General features: G+C 52.6%; 18 protein-coding genes. 1 reads left to right on the forward strand and 17 read right to left on the reverse strand.

Annotated elements, in window-relative coordinates:
• Positions 1 to 18 precede the first annotated feature (18 nt).
• From bacA to corA, 12 genes are all read right to left on the reverse strand, one after another.
• Positions 19 to 807 carry an undecaprenyl-diphosphate phosphatase gene (gene bacA, locus PGL01S_RS13625; protein WP_127495158.1) on the reverse strand — a complete coding sequence of 263 codons (789 nt, stop codon included), beginning with the start codon at positions 805 to 807 and terminating at the stop codon, positions 19 to 21.
• 150 nt (positions 808 to 957) lie between these two features.
• The gene (locus PGL01S_RS13630) at positions 958 to 2,256 is read right to left on the reverse strand and encodes a hemolysin family protein (RefSeq protein ID WP_127495159.1); all 1,299 of its coding nucleotides are present in this window, start codon (positions 2,254 to 2,256) and stop codon (positions 958 to 960) included.
• A gap of 127 nt (positions 2,257 to 2,383) precedes the next feature.
• Positions 2,384 to 2,743: a Lin0512 family protein gene (locus PGL01S_RS13635; RefSeq protein ID WP_127495160.1), complete on the reverse strand. Its 360-nt coding sequence runs from the start codon at positions 2,741 to 2,743 to the stop codon at positions 2,384 to 2,386.
• Positions 2,744 to 2,757: 14 nt separating this feature from the next.
• A complete protein-coding gene (locus PGL01S_RS13640) occupies positions 2,758 to 3,894 on the reverse strand; it encodes a DUF3900 domain-containing protein (protein ID WP_236013162.1) in 1,137 nt (378 codons plus the stop codon).
• Positions 3,895 to 3,924: 30 nt separating this feature from the next.
• Entirely contained in the window at positions 3,925 to 5,019 is a 1,095-nt protein-coding gene (locus PGL01S_RS13645) for a nitric oxide synthase oxygenase (protein ID WP_127495162.1), read from the reverse strand.
• A 242-nt stretch (positions 5,020 to 5,261) separates the two neighbouring features.
• Positions 5,262 to 5,708, reverse strand: a complete 447-nt coding sequence (locus PGL01S_RS13650) for a disulfide oxidoreductase (RefSeq protein ID WP_127495163.1) — start codon at positions 5,706 to 5,708, stop codon at positions 5,262 to 5,264.
• Positions 5,709 to 5,713: 5 nt separating this feature from the next.
• Positions 5,714 to 6,454 carry a DsbA family protein gene (locus tag PGL01S_RS13655; protein ID WP_244935585.1) on the reverse strand — a complete coding sequence of 247 codons (741 nt, stop codon included), beginning with the start codon at positions 6,452 to 6,454 and terminating at the stop codon, positions 5,714 to 5,716.
• A 176-nt stretch (positions 6,455 to 6,630) separates the two neighbouring features.
• Positions 6,631 to 8,712: a HelD family protein gene (locus tag PGL01S_RS13660; protein WP_127495164.1), complete on the reverse strand. Its 2,082-nt coding sequence runs from the start codon at positions 8,710 to 8,712 to the stop codon at positions 6,631 to 6,633.
• 142 nt (positions 8,713 to 8,854) lie between these two features.
• Positions 8,855 to 9,145 carry a DUF1294 domain-containing protein gene (locus tag PGL01S_RS13665; RefSeq protein WP_127495165.1) on the reverse strand — a complete coding sequence of 97 codons (291 nt, stop codon included), beginning with the start codon at positions 9,143 to 9,145 and terminating at the stop codon, positions 8,855 to 8,857.
• 25 nt (positions 9,146 to 9,170) lie between these two features.
• The gene (gene hrpB, locus PGL01S_RS13670; RefSeq protein ID WP_127495166.1) at positions 9,171 to 11,663 is read right to left on the reverse strand and encodes an ATP-dependent helicase HrpB; all 2,493 of its coding nucleotides are present in this window, start codon (positions 11,661 to 11,663) and stop codon (positions 9,171 to 9,173) included.
• A gap of 84 nt (positions 11,664 to 11,747) precedes the next feature.
• Entirely contained in the window at positions 11,748 to 12,572 is an 825-nt protein-coding gene (locus PGL01S_RS13675; RefSeq protein ID WP_127495167.1) for a hypothetical protein, read from the reverse strand.
• Between the two features lie 30 nt (positions 12,573 to 12,602).
• Positions 12,603 to 13,550: a magnesium/cobalt transporter CorA gene (gene corA / locus PGL01S_RS13680; protein WP_127495168.1), complete on the reverse strand. Its 948-nt coding sequence runs from the start codon at positions 13,548 to 13,550 to the stop codon at positions 12,603 to 12,605.
• A 125-nt stretch (positions 13,551 to 13,675) separates the two neighbouring features.
• Between corA and gluQRS the strand changes: the two genes are divergently transcribed.
• The gene (gene gluQRS / locus PGL01S_RS13685; protein WP_127495169.1) at positions 13,676 to 14,644 is read left to right on the forward strand and encodes a tRNA glutamyl-Q(34) synthetase GluQRS; all 969 of its coding nucleotides are present in this window, start codon (positions 13,676 to 13,678) and stop codon (positions 14,642 to 14,644) included.
• Positions 14,645 to 14,706: 62 nt separating this feature from the next.
• Here gluQRS and PGL01S_RS13690 read toward each other — a convergent pair whose 3' ends face one another.
• From PGL01S_RS13690 to cobU, 5 genes are read right to left on the reverse strand one after another with little or no spacing between them, the layout of a single operon-like run.
• Positions 14,707 to 15,417 (reverse strand): adenosylcobinamide amidohydrolase, encoded by a 711-nt coding sequence (locus PGL01S_RS13690; RefSeq protein WP_127495170.1) that lies wholly within the window; start codon positions 15,415 to 15,417, stop codon positions 14,707 to 14,709.
• The gene (gene cobD, locus PGL01S_RS13695) at positions 15,414 to 16,502 is read right to left on the reverse strand and encodes a threonine-phosphate decarboxylase CobD (protein ID WP_127495171.1); all 1,089 of its coding nucleotides are present in this window, start codon (positions 16,500 to 16,502) and stop codon (positions 15,414 to 15,416) included. The genes PGL01S_RS13690 and cobD overlap by 4 nt, the downstream gene beginning before the upstream one ends.
• A 22-nt stretch (positions 16,503 to 16,524) precedes the next feature.
• Positions 16,525 to 17,337 (reverse strand): adenosylcobinamide-GDP ribazoletransferase, encoded by an 813-nt coding sequence (gene cobS, locus PGL01S_RS13700; protein WP_127495172.1) that lies wholly within the window; start codon positions 17,335 to 17,337, stop codon positions 16,525 to 16,527.
• Complete coding sequence (cbiB, locus tag PGL01S_RS13705; RefSeq protein ID WP_127495173.1) at positions 17,319 to 18,299, reverse strand: adenosylcobinamide-phosphate synthase CbiB; 981 nt, start codon at positions 18,297 to 18,299, stop codon at positions 17,319 to 17,321. The genes cobS and cbiB overlap by 19 nt, the downstream gene beginning before the upstream one ends.
• Complete coding sequence (cobU, locus tag PGL01S_RS13710; protein WP_127495174.1) at positions 18,296 to 18,904, reverse strand: bifunctional adenosylcobinamide kinase/adenosylcobinamide-phosphate guanylyltransferase; 609 nt, start codon at positions 18,902 to 18,904, stop codon at positions 18,296 to 18,298. The genes cbiB and cobU overlap by 4 nt, the downstream gene beginning before the upstream one ends.
• Between the last annotated feature and the right edge of the window lie 8 nt (positions 18,905 to 18,912).

The raw sequence follows: 18,912 nt of genomic DNA on the forward strand, positions 1-18,912 counted from the left end.
GGATCATCCTTTTGTTGTTTACAGAATAATAAAAGCAAATACAATTGCAAGAGCAAAGCGGTAATATGCGAACCACGACAAGCTAAGACGCTTGATCAGGTTCAGGAACGTCACAATCGCGATCATCGCAACGATAAACGCAGCAACGAAACCGATAATAAACAGCGGGGCGTCCGATGCCGTTAAGAACTCGCGGCTTTTGATCAAGTCAATGCCGCTGGCACCCGCCATAATCGGCACCGATACCATAAACGTAAATTCGGCTGCCGCCTTTTGGCTTGCGCCAAAGAACATGCCGCCCGAGATCGTCGAGCCGGAACGGGAGAAGCCCGGCCACAAGGCGAGAACCTGGAACATACCGATAGCAAAAGCTTGCTTGTATGTAATGTCATCCAGCTCTTCCGCAGTAACTTTCTTTTTCAACCGGTCTGCTACGATCATCAGGATACCGCCTGCTACGAGACCGACAAGCACCGTTGCGGAGCTGAATAAATAATCTTTGATAACATCATGAAACAATACTCCAATTACTCCGGCGGGAATCATGGCAAGCACAAAGTGAATGGCGTTAACGCCCGATCCTTTTCTGAAATCGAATTTCAGCAAGCCCAAAAACTTTCTCCAGTACAACACGAGGACGGCAAGTACGGCGCCTAATTGGATAACAACCTCAAAGACCTTTGCCCGGTCATCCTGAAAGTTTAACAACTCTGCTGTCAGAATCAAGTGGCCTGTTGAAGAGACAGGCAAAAATTCCGTAAGCCCTTCAATGATGCCCATAATAATGGCATTAAATAAATCTCCCAAATGTAGTCCTCCATCTCCTAAATTTTCTTTCGCTTATTTTTCTGAGTTAACCAACCTTATTATCATAGCACAAGGTGGAGACAAGCGAAAGCAACCAACGTTTTAGGAGAAAAGCCGCATTCCTGCTATTCGAATACGGCTCGTTAGTCCTTATTCATTAACGAGGTTAACGATATTGACGATGATTTCAATCTTGCGGATGCGATGCCGTTCTTTCTCGCGGATAATAAAAGTCAGCTCTTCGTAATCCTGAGGCACCCCGACCTGCAAATCAGGGTATTGATTAAACAACCAGCCTCCGATCGAGTCCACGTCATGGCTTTCCAGATGGGATCCAAGCGCTTCATTAACTTCGCTGATTAATGCTTTGCCGTCTATTATAAAACGATTCGGCTCGATGGCATCGATTTCCTTCACCTCGTCGGCGTCAAATTCGTCGCGGATCTCTCCGACAATTTCCTCGAGAATATCCTCAATCGTGATCAACCCCGACGTCCCGCCGTATTCGTCAAGCAGAATAGCGATATGCACCCGCTCCTGCTGCATTTTTCGGAGAAGCTTCTTGATGGGCATCACCTCCGGTACAGACATAACCGGCTGCAGAAGCGAGGCAACATCGGTCTCGTCGTTGCCGAAGTACTGCATGAAGAACTGCTTCGTATTGATGATGCCTATAATATTGTCCTTGCTTCCTTTCGCAACCGGGAACCGTGTATATTGCTCGCGCCGGATAATCGAGATATTATCCACTTTGGAATTCTCGATAAACAAACAAACCATGTCGGTACGCGGCACCATGATTTCCCTTGCCAGACGTTCGTCGAATTCAAATATCCGGTTCACATAGCTGAGCTCGCTTTGATTAATTTTGCCGTTCTCGAAGCTCTCTGACATGATGCTTTTGATCTCTTCCTCCGAATGAGCTTCATGCTCGCCCGTCGGCTTGAAGCCCATCAATCGGACGATGCTGTTGGCAGAACCGTTAAGCAGCCAGATAAAAGGGAACATCACTTTATAAAAAACAATGATAATCGGAGCAGCGGTTAAGCTGATTTGCTCCGGCTTAATGATTGCAACCGTCTTTGGCGCAAGCTCGCCAAGCACGACGTGAAGATAGGTCACCACTGCGAAGGATATAATAAAGGACAGCACGTTAACCAGATTTCCGCCGATATGCAAGCTGTGAAACAGCGGATCCAGCAGATCATGAACGGTAGGTTCGCCAAGCCAGCCCAAACCCAGTGCAGTAATCGTGATGCCCAGCTGACAGGCGGACAAATAACTGTCCAAATGCGTAATTACATTTTGCACCGCGGTCCCATTTCGGACACCTTCCGCGACCATTTGGTTTACCCTGCTGGGGCGGAGACGGACAACTGCGAATTCTGTTGCTACGAAGAATGCAGAACAAAACAGCAGCACCGCAAACAAGATCAGTTTCAGAAGCATAAGCGTCTCTCCTCGGCACTGTTCGTAATTATATGTATTTTACCCTCCTTGGCCGCTCATGAATCCTGAAAAAATAAACCGTATCCGGATCAGCAGGATCCGAATACGGTTTAACTAGCGCTTCTTATTAATATCCAACTTCCACCGACGCATTAACGATGTAGATCAGATCGTTTTTGTCATCCTTGTCCGGCAGTACAACTCCGCTTGTCGTCATCATTCCGCCATCCATAATTTCCACCGTAACCTGGCCGTATGGCAATACAGCCTTCACTTGCTCTACGTCAAGAAGCTCCTTGTCGCAAGGCACAGCCAGCTTGACATGAACCTTCATGTTGTCCAGCGTCCCGCCTGGCAGGACCGAGCGCAGTCCGGGCATCGAATTATGATGGATCGCGTTCTGGACCGCTCTAACCGCAGCTTTCGTTACGTTCTGGCCGTGCAGATCGCAACCCATTCCGATCTCGATAAAAAATAATTTGTCCATTGACTTCCCCTCCGTTACCAAGGTACGTCGTCATCCTGCGCGGATGACTCCTCTGCATACGGCTGTATAGCCGGTTCTTCTTCCTTGACGTTAGTCCCGATAATCGGCAGGAGCTGTTCCAGATCCGGAGGCAGGAGCAATTCGACAGGCGAGACCCCTTTCTCGAACTGGAAGGCATCTCCTTCAATAACGGCAACATAACGTCCATTATGTTTAGCAAAATGCAGCGTGATTCCGAAGTCGGCCAGCAGCCCCTTAACGGTTACGCCGCCAAGCTTGAACGAAAACGGCAGATCCGGCTTTTGCTCGACAAGCGCAGCCGAAGCGGTGCTCACCTGCTCATGGGTCCAATATTCTTGAAGCTCGCGCTTCTCGCTGGCGGCCCACACCTCGATCGCATTCTCTTCCTCGCGTCTTTCCGTGCTTTCCGGCTCAGCCTGCCACTTATCCTCCATGTACTGTTGGACCATGCCCAGCACTTGTTCGCCCATAACCTCGGGAAGCGGCTTTTCGTAAGACACGAACTTCAGGAAATCCTCGAAATAACGGGCATGCGAAGCCTGATGGATTTTGAGCTCCCAATGGTCAAGCGATCCTTCCTCCGGCATATGCGGATATTGAATCGACTTCATCCCCCGTGCGCTGATTGCCATTTCGACATGCGAAATCAAGCTCCGTTCATCGGAAATCCGTGCAATCTTTGGTTCGAAATCGCATTTAAGCAGGAAGAGGAAAGGTTCGTCGAAATACGTATTCAGCTTAGCCCGCGCAATGATAAAAGCCCCGCCCCGAACGGCCGTCGTATCCATATAAATATGGACCAGCTCGTCGGCGATACCGATGAAGCGCTCTTTCGAGTCCGCTTCCCGCAAGCGTTGGAACAGGTTGTAGTTCTGGTTGCTCCCCAGCTCGTAACCCGGCTCAACCATGAAGCGGCCGATTTTCGTTGGCGCATTTTCGGTATTGGGGTTGCGTTCTACTTTTCTTTTGACAATCCGCGTAAATTCCCCGTCGAGAAAACGTTTGATCTCGCTGTCTTCATAATCGTCTTCCTCCAGCGTTTGAAAATGCTTATACCGCTTCGAGGAAGAGCTGTCCTCGCCATCCGTTACAATAACGAAGAAAGAGAGATATTCCATTCTGAAATCCACTTTTTAGTTTTCCCCCATGACCTTGGCTTATTAATTATTCCGGGTATAAGGAGCCTTCTGATAACCGTAAGCCGGCTTTAGCTCCGTATTGTCAAACCCGCGATGCCATACCGGCGTCGTAGAAGGCGACATCGGCGGGATGAGCCAGGACCATCGGCCGGTCAGCGGCCTGTCGTTATTTTGCTCCTGCTGGGCGAACCGCATGAACTGCTCCGAGGCCGTATGATGGTCCACAATGCTCACGCCGTGCTTTTTGAAGGAGTGAATAACCGCGACGTTCAGCTCGACCAGCGCACGATCCTTCCATAACGATGTATTGGTCGACATATCCAGCCCCATCAGCCGGGCAACCTCAGGAAGCTTGTTGTAGCGGTTGAAGTCGGCCAGATTGCGCGCCCCGATCTCCGTCCCCATATACCAGCCGTTGAACGGTGCGGCCGTGTATGTGATACCGCCGATCTCCAGCTTCATATCCGAAATGAAAGGAACCGCGTACCATTTCAGAGCCAGCTCTTCAAATCGTTCAATTTCGGGATGAGACAACGGTACTTCCTTCACTAGTCCTTCCGGATGCTCGTACCATCTTGGAGGATCGTCATTCACCTGAATGACAAGCGGCAGCACGTCATACGCGGTTCCCGCCCCTTTCCAGCCCAAATCCGTGCACACCCGGGTAAATTCCAAAGATGCCGGATCCCCCAGTATTCCGCTTCCCGTATCGTAACCTGCATATCGTACAAGCTGATGGTTCCAAATCCGGATCTGCCGATCTCCGAATTGCGGCGCGAATACCGTAATAGCGGGACGGATACGTCCTTCGTTTGTCGCATATTTAATATGGTTAAATACCTGTTCCGCTATTTGATCGGCATCCTTTAAAGAACGCGCATCGATCACTTCAAGCGATTGCCAGAATAACCGGCCTATACAACGGTTGCTGTTCCGCCAGGCCATCCTCGCTCCATGCCGAAGCTCCTCCAACGTATGTACATAGTAGCCCTTGCTCTCAATCGACTGCTCGATTTCCTTCAGACGGTCCAATGCTTCCGATTCCGTCTTGCCCAGCTCACTGTAACAATTGGCGATAAACGGCTCCGCCTCTTTATATAATTCTGTTGCAATCATGCTCGCACCTGCTCTCTATCCAACAACTTTCTTCTTACGATAACGTATTTTGAAGGAGCATGCCACTTTGCCGCTAGCGAAAAAGGGGCGTTCACTTATTGTTCATGGTTTTATTTAACCGGCTTGTCACAATTGCGTTAGTAAGCATCATCTCAAAAGAAAATCGCCCTTTCCCTATGGGCAAGTAGAAGCTGTTGAAAGCTTTCCTGCCTCTAAGGGAAATAGGCGATTTCATTTTTTCATTACTCGCTTTTTTGGCGGCCAAGCACCAGAAGAACGGTAATTAAAATAAAAGCGGTCAAGGCCATCAGCGGGATGGTGATGAAGCCCAGCCAGTTCAGATAATCATAGTTGCATGGAATACCCGAGCGGCATGGCATCATATCGCCCACCTTCGGAAACCAGATTTCGAAATTGTGATAGATCGAGATCAGCATTCCGATGATGCTCAGCGGCAGAACATAACCGATGATGCGGCGGTCGCCGCGATAAGCCGCGATTCCAAGCAGAATGACCTGCGGGTACATGAAAATTCGCTGGTACCAGCACAGATCGCAAGGTATAAAGCCGCGGATTTCGCTAAAATACAAGGACCCGCCGGTAGCGACTAGAGCGACAAGCCAAGCCAAATATAAACCATATCGCTGAAACCAGCTTTCATAGATTTCGGATTCGGTTGTCGTTGTCAAGTTCCCTACCCCTTATTCACAGCTTCGTCGATTGCCGCTTTGATACTCGCGTAATCAAGGTTGCCGGCATATTGGACGCCGTTAATAAAGAGCGTTGGCGTACCCGTTACATTAAGCGGGCCTACTTTCGCGTTGTCTTTGTTCACTTCGCTTTGATACGTTTTATCGTCGATATCCTTCTTCAGCTTGTCGAAGTCAAGCGTAAGCTTCGCGTCCTTCGCGAGCTGAACAAGGTAGTCCGAGGTTGCCCATTTGGTCTTCTCGTCCTTTTGATTATTATAGATCGTTTTGTAATACGTCCAGAACGCTTCGTCGCCGGCTTGCTGCTGCACTGCTTCGGCAGCCAATGCCGCTGTTGTTGAGTCGGGACCGATAAAGGTATAGTTCGCGAAATACAAAGCTGCTTTGCCCGTATCGATAAAGTCTTTCTCCAGCTGCGGTTCTACGTTTTGCGCAAAATACTGGCAAACCGGGCATTTGTAGTCGCCGAACTCGACGATTTTGACCGGAGCCTCCGCATTCCCCTTAACCGGAAATCCCGTATAATCGATATCGTATACCTTGTTTGCAAGATCAGCCTGCTGATTGGATTGATGATTAATACCTAAAATGATAACTACGATTACGGCTACGATCGCCAGCGTCAAAACAATAAGCGATTTATTGGATTGCTTCTTTACCGGCTGCTTGTAAGTGCCTTGTCTTGGCCGCTGCTGCTTGGCCTTTGCTTTTGCTTGAGTGCCCAAACTTGTCCATTCCTCCCCGGCATTTGAATAATGTCGCTTGGCCGTATCCAGCGCCAGGCACAATTTCCAGTGCCTGGCGCCGATGATGGGCCTGTACTTGTGACCAGTGTAGTTACAACGGGCTTTAATGTCAATAACTAGCTGTGACATGACGAAATACTGTCATATTTATTCGGCTAATCTTCGTTAATTAATGTCGTTAAAGAATCACGGTGCAGCAGCTTCAGCTTATGAAGAGCACGCGTGCAGCCTACATACAAAAGCTTAGCGTCATCCTGCGTATACATATCGGCTCCGGCGTCCGCAATGAGTACCGCGTCGAACTCCAGCCCCTTCGACAAATAGACCGGCACAACCGATAGCCCCCCGCCGTACTCCGGCTGCTTGCTCTGTACCAGCGACGCCTCGAGCCCTTCGCTAATCAGATAATCATGCAGCTCCGCGCATTGCTCCGCGGTACGGCCGATAACCGAAATCGTCTGGAACTGGCCGTCAGCCTGCCACTTACGGACGGACTGCGCAATCTGCTTCTGCCATGCGGCTTGGTCCGCCTGCACAACCTCAACCGGGTCTCCGCTCCGGAACACCGGCACCGCCGGTTTTACGCCGCCGCCCATCGCGCCTAGAATTCGGTTCGCGAATTCGATGATTTCCATGGTCGAACGATAGCTGCGGTTCAGCTCGAAAAAGCCGGTCTGTTCCTCGTTAAAGAGCTGGATCAGCTCCGTCCAGCTGTTAATTCCTGCGTATGCGTGAATGCCTTGCTGAAGATCGCCCAGTACCGTCATCGACGGCGTTCGTTGGCAAAGCTTCAGGGCTTCCAGCTGGAATGGCGAGTAATCCTGCGCCTCGTCAATAACGATATGATCGTAAGCCGGGATCTTTAATCCATACAGCCGCAAATGAATGTAGACTAACGGTGCCAGATCCTCCGCTTCAACCACGCCATCCTTCAACGCGGCGGCCGTAGCTGCCGCGATATCCTTCGGAATGACAGACACGGCTTGCTTGCCTTGGAATAAAGCCGTATATAGCTGCGGTGCCGTGTAAGATGGGATCTTTTTCGCAAAGGCAGTGAGCTTGGTCTGCGCTTTGGCGCGCAGCTTCTTATCCACAACCTTGCGCAGCTTAAGCTCCGATTCATACCAGCGGCGGATGCGGTTCACGAGCCGTTCGCGCTTTTGCATCAAAGTCTCGTCGCCGTAATCCGTCTCGTACCATTCCTTCATTTGCTCCGGCTGCAGCACAAGACCTGGCAGCGGTTCAAACGGAATAACCGGAACGATCCGCTGTGCCAGCTCTTCTATCCGGGAATCGATCGCTTCTTTGAAGGCAAGCGAGCCTTTGATCCGGCCTGGCGCATTTGCCATCTCAACCGCCGAACGATGCTGCTCGAACCAGTAAGCCAAGGCATCCGATGCGCTTCTCAGCTTCACCTCATGCCCTAACAGCTCAAGCGACCAGTCCGCAAACGTCGTCTGCAAAATATCGCCTACGCCAAGCTCGGGAAGAACGCCAGAAATGTAATCCAGGAACATTCGGTTGGGAGCGAATATAATCATTCGTTCCGCTTTTACCCGATCCGCGTATTGATAAAGAAGAAACGCTAGTCTATGAAGGGCCACTGTCGTTTTACCGCTTCCCGCTACCCCTTGTATGAACAACGCTTTGCTCCGTTCGGAACGGATAATCCGGTCCTGTTCATGCTGGATCGTTGAGACGATATCCCGCAATTTGTTATCTTTGTTCTCGCCCAAGCGGTATAATAGGAATTCATCCGTTACGGACTCTTCTTCCTTCCCGCGCACGTAACTGTCAACCATGCGGACAAGCTCGCCCTGCCGCACCATAAAATTGCGCTTCAGATGCACATAGCCTTCGATATCGCCTTCCGGCGCCGTGTACGTAGCCGCATCCTCCCCGCCCGTAAAAGAATAGAACAAGCTGGCGACCGGCGCGCGCCAATCGATAACAAGCAACTCGTTGCTGCCTTGCTTGGCAACGCCTGCCTTGCCGATATACAGCGGCTTCTTCTCGCCTTCCGGCAGCTCCTCGAAATCAATCCGCCCGAAATAAGGCTCGCGGAATGCAACCTCCAGACGCTGTTTGCGCTCCTCGCGCTGCAGATCGAGCATCTGCTCCGTAAAATCGTCGCCCGTATAACGGGGACCAATGCCTGCCAGCTGACTCTTGATATCGTCGAGCGACCGAGCCAGCCTTTCTTGTTCTTCTTGATAGGCACTTTGAACCGTGGTCATTGTCAGTTACCTCCTAAAAAGAATGAACTGCACAGTTGACTTCCATATAGTCAACTGCTGTGATTCTTAGCCCGTAAGCATGGACTAAGAATGATGTTGGTTTGCAAAAAACGAATAACCAATATACCACAGGACAAATGCCTTAAGCAACGAAATTGAAATTCATCCCGATCAATCCCGCTAAATAGTAAATCACGACAAGGTTAAAAATGAACAACAACGGAATTCCGACCCGGAAAGAGGCATGCTTCGTTTTGTGCCTCCATGCCTGCATGCCTATCCAGGCCCCTAAAGCTCCGCCGATTGCGCTTACTCCAAACAGCCTTTTTTCCGGAATGCGCCTCTTCTTGCGTCTAGCATAGCTTTTGTCCATTCCCATCATCGCAAACGCGATTATATTAACGACAAGCAAATAAATAATCAACAGGATCATGCTCGTATCCCCTTCCTGCAATCGATTACGTACGCGGCTTTACCCGGTTCGTTGGCTGCGCCGCATACGGATCATCCGGCCAATAATGCTTCGGATACCGTCCTTTCAAGTCTTTTTTCACTTCGAAATAGGCTTCGTTCCAGAAGCTTCTTAAATCTCTGGTCACCTGCACCGGCCTTTGGGAAGGCGATAACAGATGAAGCGTCAATGGCAGCCTTCCCCCAGCGAGGCGCGGCGTCTCCCGCAGCCCGAACAGCTCCTGAAGCCTTACGGCTATGAAAGGCGCGTCCGGATCGCTGTAATCAATCGGAATCCGCGAGCCGCTAGGCACCGTCATATGCGTAGGCACCTGCTCGTCAAGCTCCTGCCGCTGCCCCCAAGTCAGCAGCCCTTCCAGCAGCTGCACCATGTTAAGACGCTGCAAATCCGATTTGTTCTTCATGCCGTACAGATGCGGAAGCAGCCAATCGTGAACGGTAGCAAGCAGCACAGCTTCGGATACATCCGGCCATCCGCTGTTATGATGCGCCATCAGCTGCATTCTCGCCTGCAATTGCCTTGCGGCCTTCGACATCGAGAGCAGACCAAGACCAGCGCTTGCAATGCCGTCAGCCAGCGCTGCAGCAATCAACTCAGGCGCTGGCTGCTGAATTGGCGTTTCCTTTAATATAATCGAGCCAAGCCGTATGCGTCTTCGTGCGCGCACCGCTTGCGCTCCGGGATCCCATTCCACGCTCTCTTCCGCTTGGAACTGTTCACCGGCTGCGTGCTCGAGCATATCTAGATCCAGCTCGGCTGCAAGGCGTACGCGGCTTTCGCTGCCCGCATCGTCAAGCTCCGCTGCAGCCAAGAAGGCAGACCGCGACAAGGGCTGAAGCTCCGGCAGCGCAGCACCGCGGCCATTCGCGAGCAAATAACGGCCATCCGCCCGTTTTTGCGCGATCCGGTCCGGGTAAGCCAAAGCAATCAGCAGACCCGCATAGGAGGTACCCTTCCAATCCCGTTTGCCTTGATCCTCCTGCTCCTTAGCTTTCACCATCTGCCGCCACTGCTTGGCTTGTGCTTTAATCCGCTGCACGGCTCCGCGGTCAGCCTCCAGTCTACCGCCTGCTCCGTGCAGAGCCTCAAGCCGAAGCGATACATCGACATTCCGCTCCTGCGGCAATAAATCACGCTCGCTAAGCAAACCAGCCAGCTCGCATGCTTCATCTAACAGATTCAGTTCTTCTGCCTTAAGCAGCATAAAACCCAGCCTTGGATGAAGGCCAAGCTTCGCCATTCTCGCCCCCCGGCTTGTTATTCGGCCATCCGCATCAAGAGCCTGGAGCAGCTTCAAGAGCTCAAGCGCTTGACGGTAGGCTGCCTGCGGGGGAGCGTCCAGCCACATCAATTCGCCCGGATCGTCGGTTCCCCATGCAGACAGCTCCAGAGCAAGCGGAGCCAAATCCGCTTCAAGCAGCTCCGGCGTGTTATGCGGCGGTAAATAAGGATGCTCCTGTTCCGTCCACAGCCGGTAGCAGACGCCAGGCGCAAGCCGTCCTGCCCGGCCTCTGCGTTGGTCGGCCGAGGCTTGCGAGACAGGCACTGTCTCCAGGCGTGTCATCCCGGTGCGGGGAGAAAACTTCGGAACCCTCATCAGTCCGCAATCCACAACGATACGAATCCCTTCGACGGTTAAGCTGGATTCCGCAATGGAGGTGGCCAATACCACCTTGCGTTCTCCGGGTTTGCAGGGAGCAACAGCCGCATCCTGCGCTTCCAGCGGAAGATTGCCATGAAGCTCAGCGATTCGGATCGATGAAGCTAGTCCGGATTGCGCAAGAAGGCCTGCCGTTCGCCTGATCTCTCCTGCGCCGGGCAGGAACACTAGGACGTCGCCCTCATGTTCCCGAATAGCTTCCACTATAGTGGAAGCAACTAGCGTTTCAATCCTGCCTTCTACCCTCGTACTACGGTAGACGGTCTCAACCGGAAAGACGCGCCCGCTGCTTTGGATCACAGGTGCCCCGCCAAGCAATTCTGCGACAGGCTCCGCGTCAAGCGTGGCTGACATAACGAGAAGGCGAAGCTCCTCCCTCAGCAGCGACTGGGACTGCAGGGTTAACGCCAGGCCAAGATCCCCATGAAGGTGGCGTTCGTGAAATTCGTCGAATAGAACCGCCCCAACCTGTTCAAGCGCCTGATCCTCTTGCAGCATGCGGGTCAGTACGCCTTCCGTGACCACTTCGATTTTCGTTTTTGCGCTTACCTTCGTATCCAGCCTTACACGGTAGCCGACAGTCTCTCCGACTTGTTCCCCCAATGTGGTTGCCATATATTTGGCTGCGGATCGCGCGGCAAGCCGGCGCGGTTCCAGCATCACGATTTTCCGGCCGTTCAGCCATTTCTCTTGAAGAAGCGCCAGTGGAACCCGGGTTGTCTTGCCGGCTCCGGGCTCTGCGACAAGCACCGCGTTTGTTCCGTCCCGCAAGGCTTGCAGCAGCTCCGGCAGTACGGCATCAATAGGCAGTTGCTTCATAAGTTACACATTCCCCCGCTTTTATTTAACCTCATTAAATACCTCTTATTTAATGCGGTTAATTATGATAGTTAATGGCATGAATTATTTGACCAGCCTCATCATTTGAACCACCGGCCGGTTATCCCCGGTTAATGTTTTTTCCGCGGAACGAAGCTGGGACGAACCGTCCCCGTCAAGAAAAATCCCGTCCGCCAGCATACCTCTGCCAACCTTTTCTATTATCGCATCACGAAAAGCCTGCAGCGACCCTTTCGAGCTGCTAACAACCAGAAAGAGCAATCCTTCCCGGTCATAGACGGCGGCCGAACGCAAACGGGCATCGTCCGGATATGGCGCTTGTTCCGTCTCGATCTGCTCAAGCCACTTCTGATCCTGCCCCAGACTCATGCTTATGCCGCCCTGCGCCCAAAACCTGGTGTGGTCCATAACCTTCAAATCGGCGGCTTCGCTTACCACCTGCACGGACAGCTTGTCCGAAGCTCCGTCCCAGACTAATGTTCCGCGGGCATACTTGACATTCTCCGCACCGGATCCGTAATCATCCGGAGCCCCATTGACCGGCAGTCCGTCTACCACGGCGATGCTTAGCAGGGAATTCTCATAAAAAAACCCGCCGTTTACTCCGTAATAAGGCGTTAAAGAGATGTTGTTCCGAATAGAGGCCAGAGTGATATTCGAAGGCCTTGTCTCCAGCACGTGAAGCTTCATGCCGTTGGATGCTTCGACTTCTTCATAAATATAAGCAGACGGAGCATTGGCGTCCCGCTTCACCCCTTCGCTTTTCGCCTGCATAGCGTAGATCATCACGGCAAACAGCAGCCCCAGCAATAAAAAGATGCCCGCCATGATGCCGGCGATTTGCAGCTTTCTTTTCCTATCCAAGCCCGCAACTGATGGATTCTCCATGAAAAACCTCAATCCCTGGAAATTGTTTTTCTAATCAAACCAGCCTTTTCTGCGGAACCAGATGTACATGGCTATACCAATCATGACCATAAATCCGATTAGGCCAAAATATCCCCAATGCCATTTCAACTCCGGCATATTCTCGAAGTTCATGCCGTAAATGCCGGCCAGAAACGTCAGCGGCATAAAGATCGTCGTAATGACCGTTAACGTCTTCATGATGGCATTCATCCGGTTCGCGTTGTACGACATAAAGCTGTCGCGCAAATCCGATGTCATTTCGCGCGAGGCGTCGGTCATTTCAGTCAGCTTCAGAAGATGGTCGTACACGTCGTGATAGAACGCCAGATAACCTTTTAACCCTTCAATCCGTTCCGTATTCAGTGTTCGATAGAGCAGGTCCCGCATTGGCAGGATCGTCTTGCGGAGACGCAGCAGCCTTGAACGAATGTTGAAGATTTCGTCCATCGTCATTTGATTCGCGCTTTCGCTGCCGATCTCCATATCAAGCACCTGCTCCTCCAGTTCCTGTACGGCAGGGAAATACTCGTCAACCAGCTGGTCGATAACCATATAAGCCGCAAACAAATAGCCGTCGTTTCCCAGCTTGGAAGCAGATTGCATTTTGGCCCACGCTTCGTTAATCTCTTCTGAATTTTTTACGTGATAGGTCACGATAAACCTGGGGCCAATAAATAAATTGACCTCCTCCACATCCAGGCTGCGCGAGTTAACCGAATGCAGCACGAAGAAATGCGTATCGTCGTAATGGTCCAGCTTAGGCCGCTGCAGCAGATGACAGCAGTCCTCAATCGCCAGCGGATGAAAATGAAAGTATGTATCGAGAAGCTTCGTCTCCGAGGCTTCCGGCTCGCTGAAATCGACCCAATACCAGTCAAGATCGAGCTTTTTGAGATCCTCCAACGCGATGTCGTTGACCCATGTTTTTTGTTTCGTATAACCTTTTATCCGAATCATAGCCGAATCCTCCATCGTGATAACCGATTCTCTTATTCTAACGCGTAACCGCCATTCTGTAAAAAAGTTGCGTCGTTCAAAATAGTCGTGCTATCATCGGTGTCAATAAAGGAGAGTCGATCGATATGTCGAATATACGCGGACGCTTCGCTCCTACTCCGTCCGGACTGATGCATGTAGGCAATGCCTGGGCAGCGCTGCTCGCCTGGCTGCAGATCCGCAGCAATAACGGGCAATTCGTGCTGCGGATGGAAGACATCGACGGTCCGAGATGCCGCCCGGAGCTTGCTGGACAAGCACTTGCCGATCTTCGCTGGCTGGGACTTGATTGGGATGAGGGACCCGATGTCGGAGGACCCCATTCCCCGTATACGCAAAGCGAGCGTATCCCGCTCTATGAAGAGGCGCTGGACAAGCTGCTTGCAAGCGATAAGCTATATCCATGCTTCTGCAGCCGGGCGGAGCTGCTTGCGGTTGCCAGCGCCCCTCACGGGTTATCCTCCGAGGGTCCCGCTTATGCCGGAACATGCCGGCATTTGACGCTGGAGCAGCAGCGGGAACGGCGCGAAGCCAAGACCCCATCTCTTCGGTTTAAGGTTGACGAGACCAGAGCGATTACTTACGAAGACGGTATTGCGGGAACGCTGCGATTCCCTCCGGGGGTTGGCGGCGACTTTGTGGTCCGCCGCGCGGATGGCATTATCAGCTACCAACTAGCGGTCGTTATCGATGACGCTGCCATGAACATGACCGATGTTCTGCGCGGAGCAGATCTGATGGATTCCACCCCGCGCCAGCTCCTCTTGTACGAAGCGCTGGGGCTTCCCGCTCCCCGCTTCGCCCATGTTCCTCTGTTGATGGGCGAGGATGGAAAAAGGCTGGCCAAACGGCATGGCGATACCTCGATTGCCGGTTTAAAGGAAGCTGGCGTAGGACCCGAGCGTATTATAGGCTGGCTAGCTTTTCTTGCCGGGCAAACGGACCGATTCGAGCCCATTGCCGCGACCGAGCTCATCGGGTATTTCGATCAAGGCCGGATTCCGAATGAACCGATTACGATCAGCGAGACTCTAATGAAGCAGCTGTTCTACTAATGGATCGGCAAAAAAACACGAGAGCCGGTTTCAGCCCTTCACGCAAGACGTGAATGGCGGAATCAGCTCTCGTGTTGTGTCCGGCATGCTTCCTGCACGGTCTCGTAAACAAGACGGCCTATCGCATTGCCAATGGTTGTGGCTGCTCCCGCATAAGCATGCACTGCCTGATAGGCAGGATTGCCGCTAACCCCAACCACGACGGCATCCGTCGTGGTACCGGTTGCAATCCGGCTTGTTTCCGGATCCATCAGCCGCAGATCGGCAAGAGCCGCAGCTTTCGCTTCGGCGTACGTAATAATCGCGTTTGTCATCGCCGAATCGGTCATTTGACCATCCACAAGCAGCACCGTATTAATAGTGCCCGCGGAATACGCGGAGAACGTTACCCGCGGCAAGCCCGCTCTGGCCGCATTCCGGGTACCCGCCGTCGTCAGGCACAGCAGCTTGAAGCAATCCCCTTCCAGCTCCGCAACGGAAGCATGCGTCAGCTTCGCCGCGGTCAGCAGGCCTATCGTATGTTCCGGCTCATAGCCCCATTGTCTCAATTGATCGGACGTATCGCGTGCAGGGTCTGTACCGCTGTAATGCAGAGGCACCTTCCAGTTCACGATAACATCGGCCTCGGCCAGACCACCGGTATGAATCGCATTGCTTAACGTCCTTAACTTTCCGGGACAACCTATTTCCAGCCGTTCTTCCCAAAGGGTAATGCTTACCCCGTCCCATAACCTCGAACAATAATGCTGGCCTTGCCTAAAGGGCTGGCTCATCGAGTTGCCGCCTCTCGGAACTTGGACAAAGAACGGTCCAGCGCCTCCAGCAGCCATTCATTCTGATGGCGGAGCTTAACCGCAAAGCGGCAATACGACTCATCCAGACCGATAAAATGCGAGGCATCGCGGATGAGAATTCCCATTCTTCCCATTTCGTGCTGCAGACCCGCGGCCGTTAATCCCGGAATATCCGGCAGCCGGACAAGCAAATAATTCACCTTCCCCGGAATAACCCGGAAGCCAAGCGCTTCTAGCTTGCCGATCAGCCACGGACGCTCCTCCAGCAGCCAATTCATCGTGCGGGAGGCATAATCCTTCTCTTCCAGCACCGCTTCTCCAATCTGCTGGGCCAAGGAATTTACGCTCCATGGTACCTGAAGTCTGCGCAATTCCGAGATTTTATGAGGCGCTCCTACCATATAGCCTAGACGAATACCCGGTACGGCATAAAATTTGGTCATCGACCGGATGACGAATAACCTCTCATGCGACGCCGCTTCCCTCAGAAGGGTATAGCTCTCTTCCTCCGGCACAAAATCCATAAAGGCTTCGTCCACCACAACCGTTGCGCCGTTATACAACAGCTTCATGATCAGTGCCGGATCCACCAGTTGTCCGGTTGGATTGTTAGGCGACCCAATCATATAAAAGTCTGCTTCCGAATCTATCATCGATGAATTCAAGACAAAATCATTGTCGGCAGACAACATAATTGGTGTAATTGAACCGCCGGTCTTCATCACCGCGTCACCGTATTCCGTAAAGCATGGATAAGCTAATGCCGTAACGGCCGGGCGAAGCGCTCTCACAACCAAATCGATCAACTCGGCGGCGCCGTTGCCGATTAGAATGGATTGCTCGTCTACGCGGTGAAGCTGCGCCAGCTTGGTCCTAAGCCCGCGTACAGCCGGATCCGGATAGCGGTCAATCTGCTCCGCATAATGCACCAAGGCGCGTCTAACTCCATCCGGCGGGCCAAACGGATTCATATTCGAGCTGAAATCGATAAACTGTCTTGCCGGGAAGCCGAAGGTTTCTTCCGCCGTCCGTAAATCTCCCCCATGTCCATAGCGTTCAAGCATGGATATTCCCCTCTTCCCCTTGCTAAATGACGTGAATGGCCAATACTCCTGCAAATAATAATACGGCCTCTACGGCTTCGTTCAGCGCACCGTAGGTATCCCCGGTCAAACCGCCAAGTTTGCGGCTGAGCCATACGGCGAACAGTAATCCCGTAAGTATCGTTAAGACAATGCACCCGGCAAGAATCAACAGTGTTTCCTGCCAAGCCAATCCGTCAAGGGACAAGCACAGCACCGTTACGAAGACAGCTGCGATAAAGCCTGCCGCAACTTGTCGACCCGAAGCCAGATGGAATAAAGCGCCGATCCCTTCCCCATGCCGGGCATTTGGCCAGGCCGCGATGGCGGCTCCCATCCACCATCTGCTCCAGACCGGTATGATCACTAGAAGGGATAAAACTCGGCCGCCGTCCTGCTGACCAAACCATTCGGCAAGCAAGGAGAATTTGAAGAGCAGCAGCAGCACCGCAGCAATGACGCCCATTGCCCCAACGCGGCTGTCCTTCATGATCTCCAGCATCCGCTCCCGGGACCGGTGGCTGAGCACGCCGTCTGCCGTATCCATCCATCCGTCGAGGTGCAGGCCTCCGCTAAGCGCTGTCCAAATAACCAGCAGCAATACGGCAGACGGCATCGCGGGCGAGAACAACTCCAACACGGCAAATCCTCCTGCCAATATCGCCCCAATAAGCACGCCAGCCGCTGGAAAATAAATAACCGTCCGCGCCAACGTCACCGGTTCAAACGGTACCGTTACCGGTATAGGAATCCGCGTAAGAAATTGCAGAGCCGCGGCGGCTGCCAACGCATGGCGTTTTAACGCAGCAATAACCATAACCCCAACACTCCAGCCATTATAAGAATACTAACCGTGTACAAGAGACGGACGGAACGGACGATATCATAAGGCTCCATCGCTCTGGTCGGCCACCCCATCCTGGCCCGTTCGCTTGGCTGTCCGAAATAATAATTTAGTCCGCCAAGCTCAATGCCAAGCGCTCCGGCCACTGCAGATTCCGGAATACCGCTGTTTGGACTTGGATGATAACGGGCGAACCGGCGAACGGAAGCCCAGGACCTTGCAGCCGACATTCCCCTGTTCAGAAATGCGGCAAGCGTGAGCAGCAGCCCTGTCAGACGTGCCGGAATATAATTGAGCACATCGTCCGTTCGGGCAGAACACCAACCGAAGTTTACATAACTATCATTACGGTAACCAACCATGGAATCCAGCGTATTTGTTGCCCGGTACAGCATGGCAAGCGGCGCACCGCCAAGGATGGCGAACAGGATAGGCGATACAAACGCATCTACCGTATTTTCCGCGACCGTCTCTACAGCTGCCCGTGAAGCTTCGGGTGGCGTAAGATTTCCCGTATCCCGTCCTACAATATATCCCACGAATTTGCGCGCGTCCTCCAATTGACCGGCGGCAAGCGGACGGTAGACAAGCATGGCCGCATCCTTCAGCCCTTTTACCGCTATCGTGGTGGAGATAAACCAGGCGCTTGCCGCATACCCCAGCCAGGGATGAATCCATGCTGCCGCAGCCGTTACTCCCCACATGATGCCATAGGATACGGCTAAAGTAATTATCGTCAAAATAATGCCCATGCCCTTAATGCGCCTTGCGTTCCGTCCTTCTTCGTTCCTGCGCAAAAGTTTCTCGAGTACGCGAATAAGCCGACCGATCCAGATAACGGGATGGGTCGGCCACTTCGGATCGCCGATAATCCAGTCTATAACGATAGCTGCCGCAACAAGCAGCAGCGTTTCCTGCAAAGAATAAAAGATCATAAGCTCTCCCACCGAAATTGCAAGGCTTTCAGCTCGACCGGAATTCCCGCCGTAACAAGGAAAACCTTGTCCGACAAGGCAGCCATCCGTTGATTCAGCCGTCCGGCTTCATCGCGGAATCTTCTGCCCAGCGGATAAGCCGGTACAATTCCGTCCCCGACTTCATTGGTCACGAGGATAAGCGGATAGATGTACTCCTGAACGGCAGCTGCCAGTTCATTAACCTGTTCATTCAACCAATCCCGGGCTTTGTCCGCGGATTCGGATTTTTCCCGTTCCTCCGCTTCCATTAGCACATTTGTCAGCCATAACGTCAGACAATCAACCAAGATCACCGGCGGCTTCCCTGCCATCCGCTCCAGCTCATAGGCTTCCTTCGCCAGCTGTCTCAGCCGGTCCGGAAGCTCAATCGGCTCCTCCATGGTGGTCCAACGAAAGCCTCCTTGTTCCCGGTTCTGCCGGTGCAAAGCGATCCGTTCCGCCATTTCCTCATCCCAGACCCGGCTGGTCGCAATGTAGATCCCTTGCTCCCCGAGGCGGGCTGCAAGCTTCTCGGCGAAGGAGCTTTTGCCGCTTCTTGCTCCGCCGGTCACCAACATAGCCATGTCCGATG

It is taken from the genome of Paenibacillus glycanilyticus NBRC 16618 (assembly GCF_004000805.1).
Lineage (GTDB): Bacteria > Bacillota > Bacilli > Paenibacillales > Paenibacillaceae > Pristimantibacillus > Pristimantibacillus glycanilyticus.

What these genes read in the sequence shown, in the direction of transcription:
- PGL01S_RS13630 (WP_127495159.1), bottom strand. Translation starts at nt 2,256, where the DNA reads ATGCTTCTGAAACTGATCTTGTTTGCGGTGCTGCTGTTTTGTTCTGCA.
- PGL01S_RS13635 (WP_127495160.1), bottom strand. Translation starts at nt 2,743, where the DNA reads ATGGACAAATTATTTTTTATCGAGATCGGAATGGGTTGCGATCTGCAC.
- PGL01S_RS13645 (WP_127495162.1), bottom strand. Translation starts at nt 5,019, where the DNA reads ATGATTGCAACAGAATTATATAAAGAGGCGGAGCCGTTTATCGCCAAT.
- PGL01S_RS13660 (WP_127495164.1), bottom strand. Translation starts at nt 8,712, where the DNA reads ATGACCACGGTTCAAAGTGCCTATCAAGAAGAACAAGAAAGGCTGGCT.
- PGL01S_RS13665 (WP_127495165.1), bottom strand. Translation starts at nt 9,145, where the DNA reads ATGATCCTGTTGATTATTTATTTGCTTGTCGTTAATATAATCGCGTTT.
- hrpB (WP_127495166.1), bottom strand. Translation starts at nt 11,663, where the DNA reads ATGAAGCAACTGCCTATTGATGCCGTACTGCCGGAGCTGCTGCAAGCC.
- PGL01S_RS13675 (WP_127495167.1), bottom strand. Translation starts at nt 12,572, where the DNA reads ATGGAGAATCCATCAGTTGCGGGCTTGGATAGGAAAAGAAAGCTGCAA.
- corA (WP_127495168.1), bottom strand. Translation starts at nt 13,550, where the DNA reads ATGATTCGGATAAAAGGTTATACGAAACAAAAAACATGGGTCAACGAC.
- gluQRS (WP_127495169.1), top strand. Translation starts at nt 13,676, where the DNA reads ATGTCGAATATACGCGGACGCTTCGCTCCTACTCCGTCCGGACTGATG.
- PGL01S_RS13690 (WP_127495170.1), bottom strand. Translation starts at nt 15,417, where the DNA reads ATGAGCCAGCCCTTTAGGCAAGGCCAGCATTATTGTTCGAGGTTATGG.
- cobD (WP_127495171.1), bottom strand. Translation starts at nt 16,502, where the DNA reads ATGCTTGAACGCTATGGACATGGGGGAGATTTACGGACGGCGGAAGAA.
- cobS (WP_127495172.1), bottom strand. Translation starts at nt 17,337, where the DNA reads ATGGTTATTGCTGCGTTAAAACGCCATGCGTTGGCAGCCGCCGCGGCT.
- cbiB (WP_127495173.1), bottom strand. Translation starts at nt 18,299, where the DNA reads ATGATCTTTTATTCTTTGCAGGAAACGCTGCTGCTTGTTGCGGCAGCT.
- cobU (WP_127495174.1), bottom strand. Translation starts at nt 18,904, where the DNA reads ATGGCTATGTTGGTGACCGGCGGAGCAAGAAGCGGCAAAAGCTCCTTC.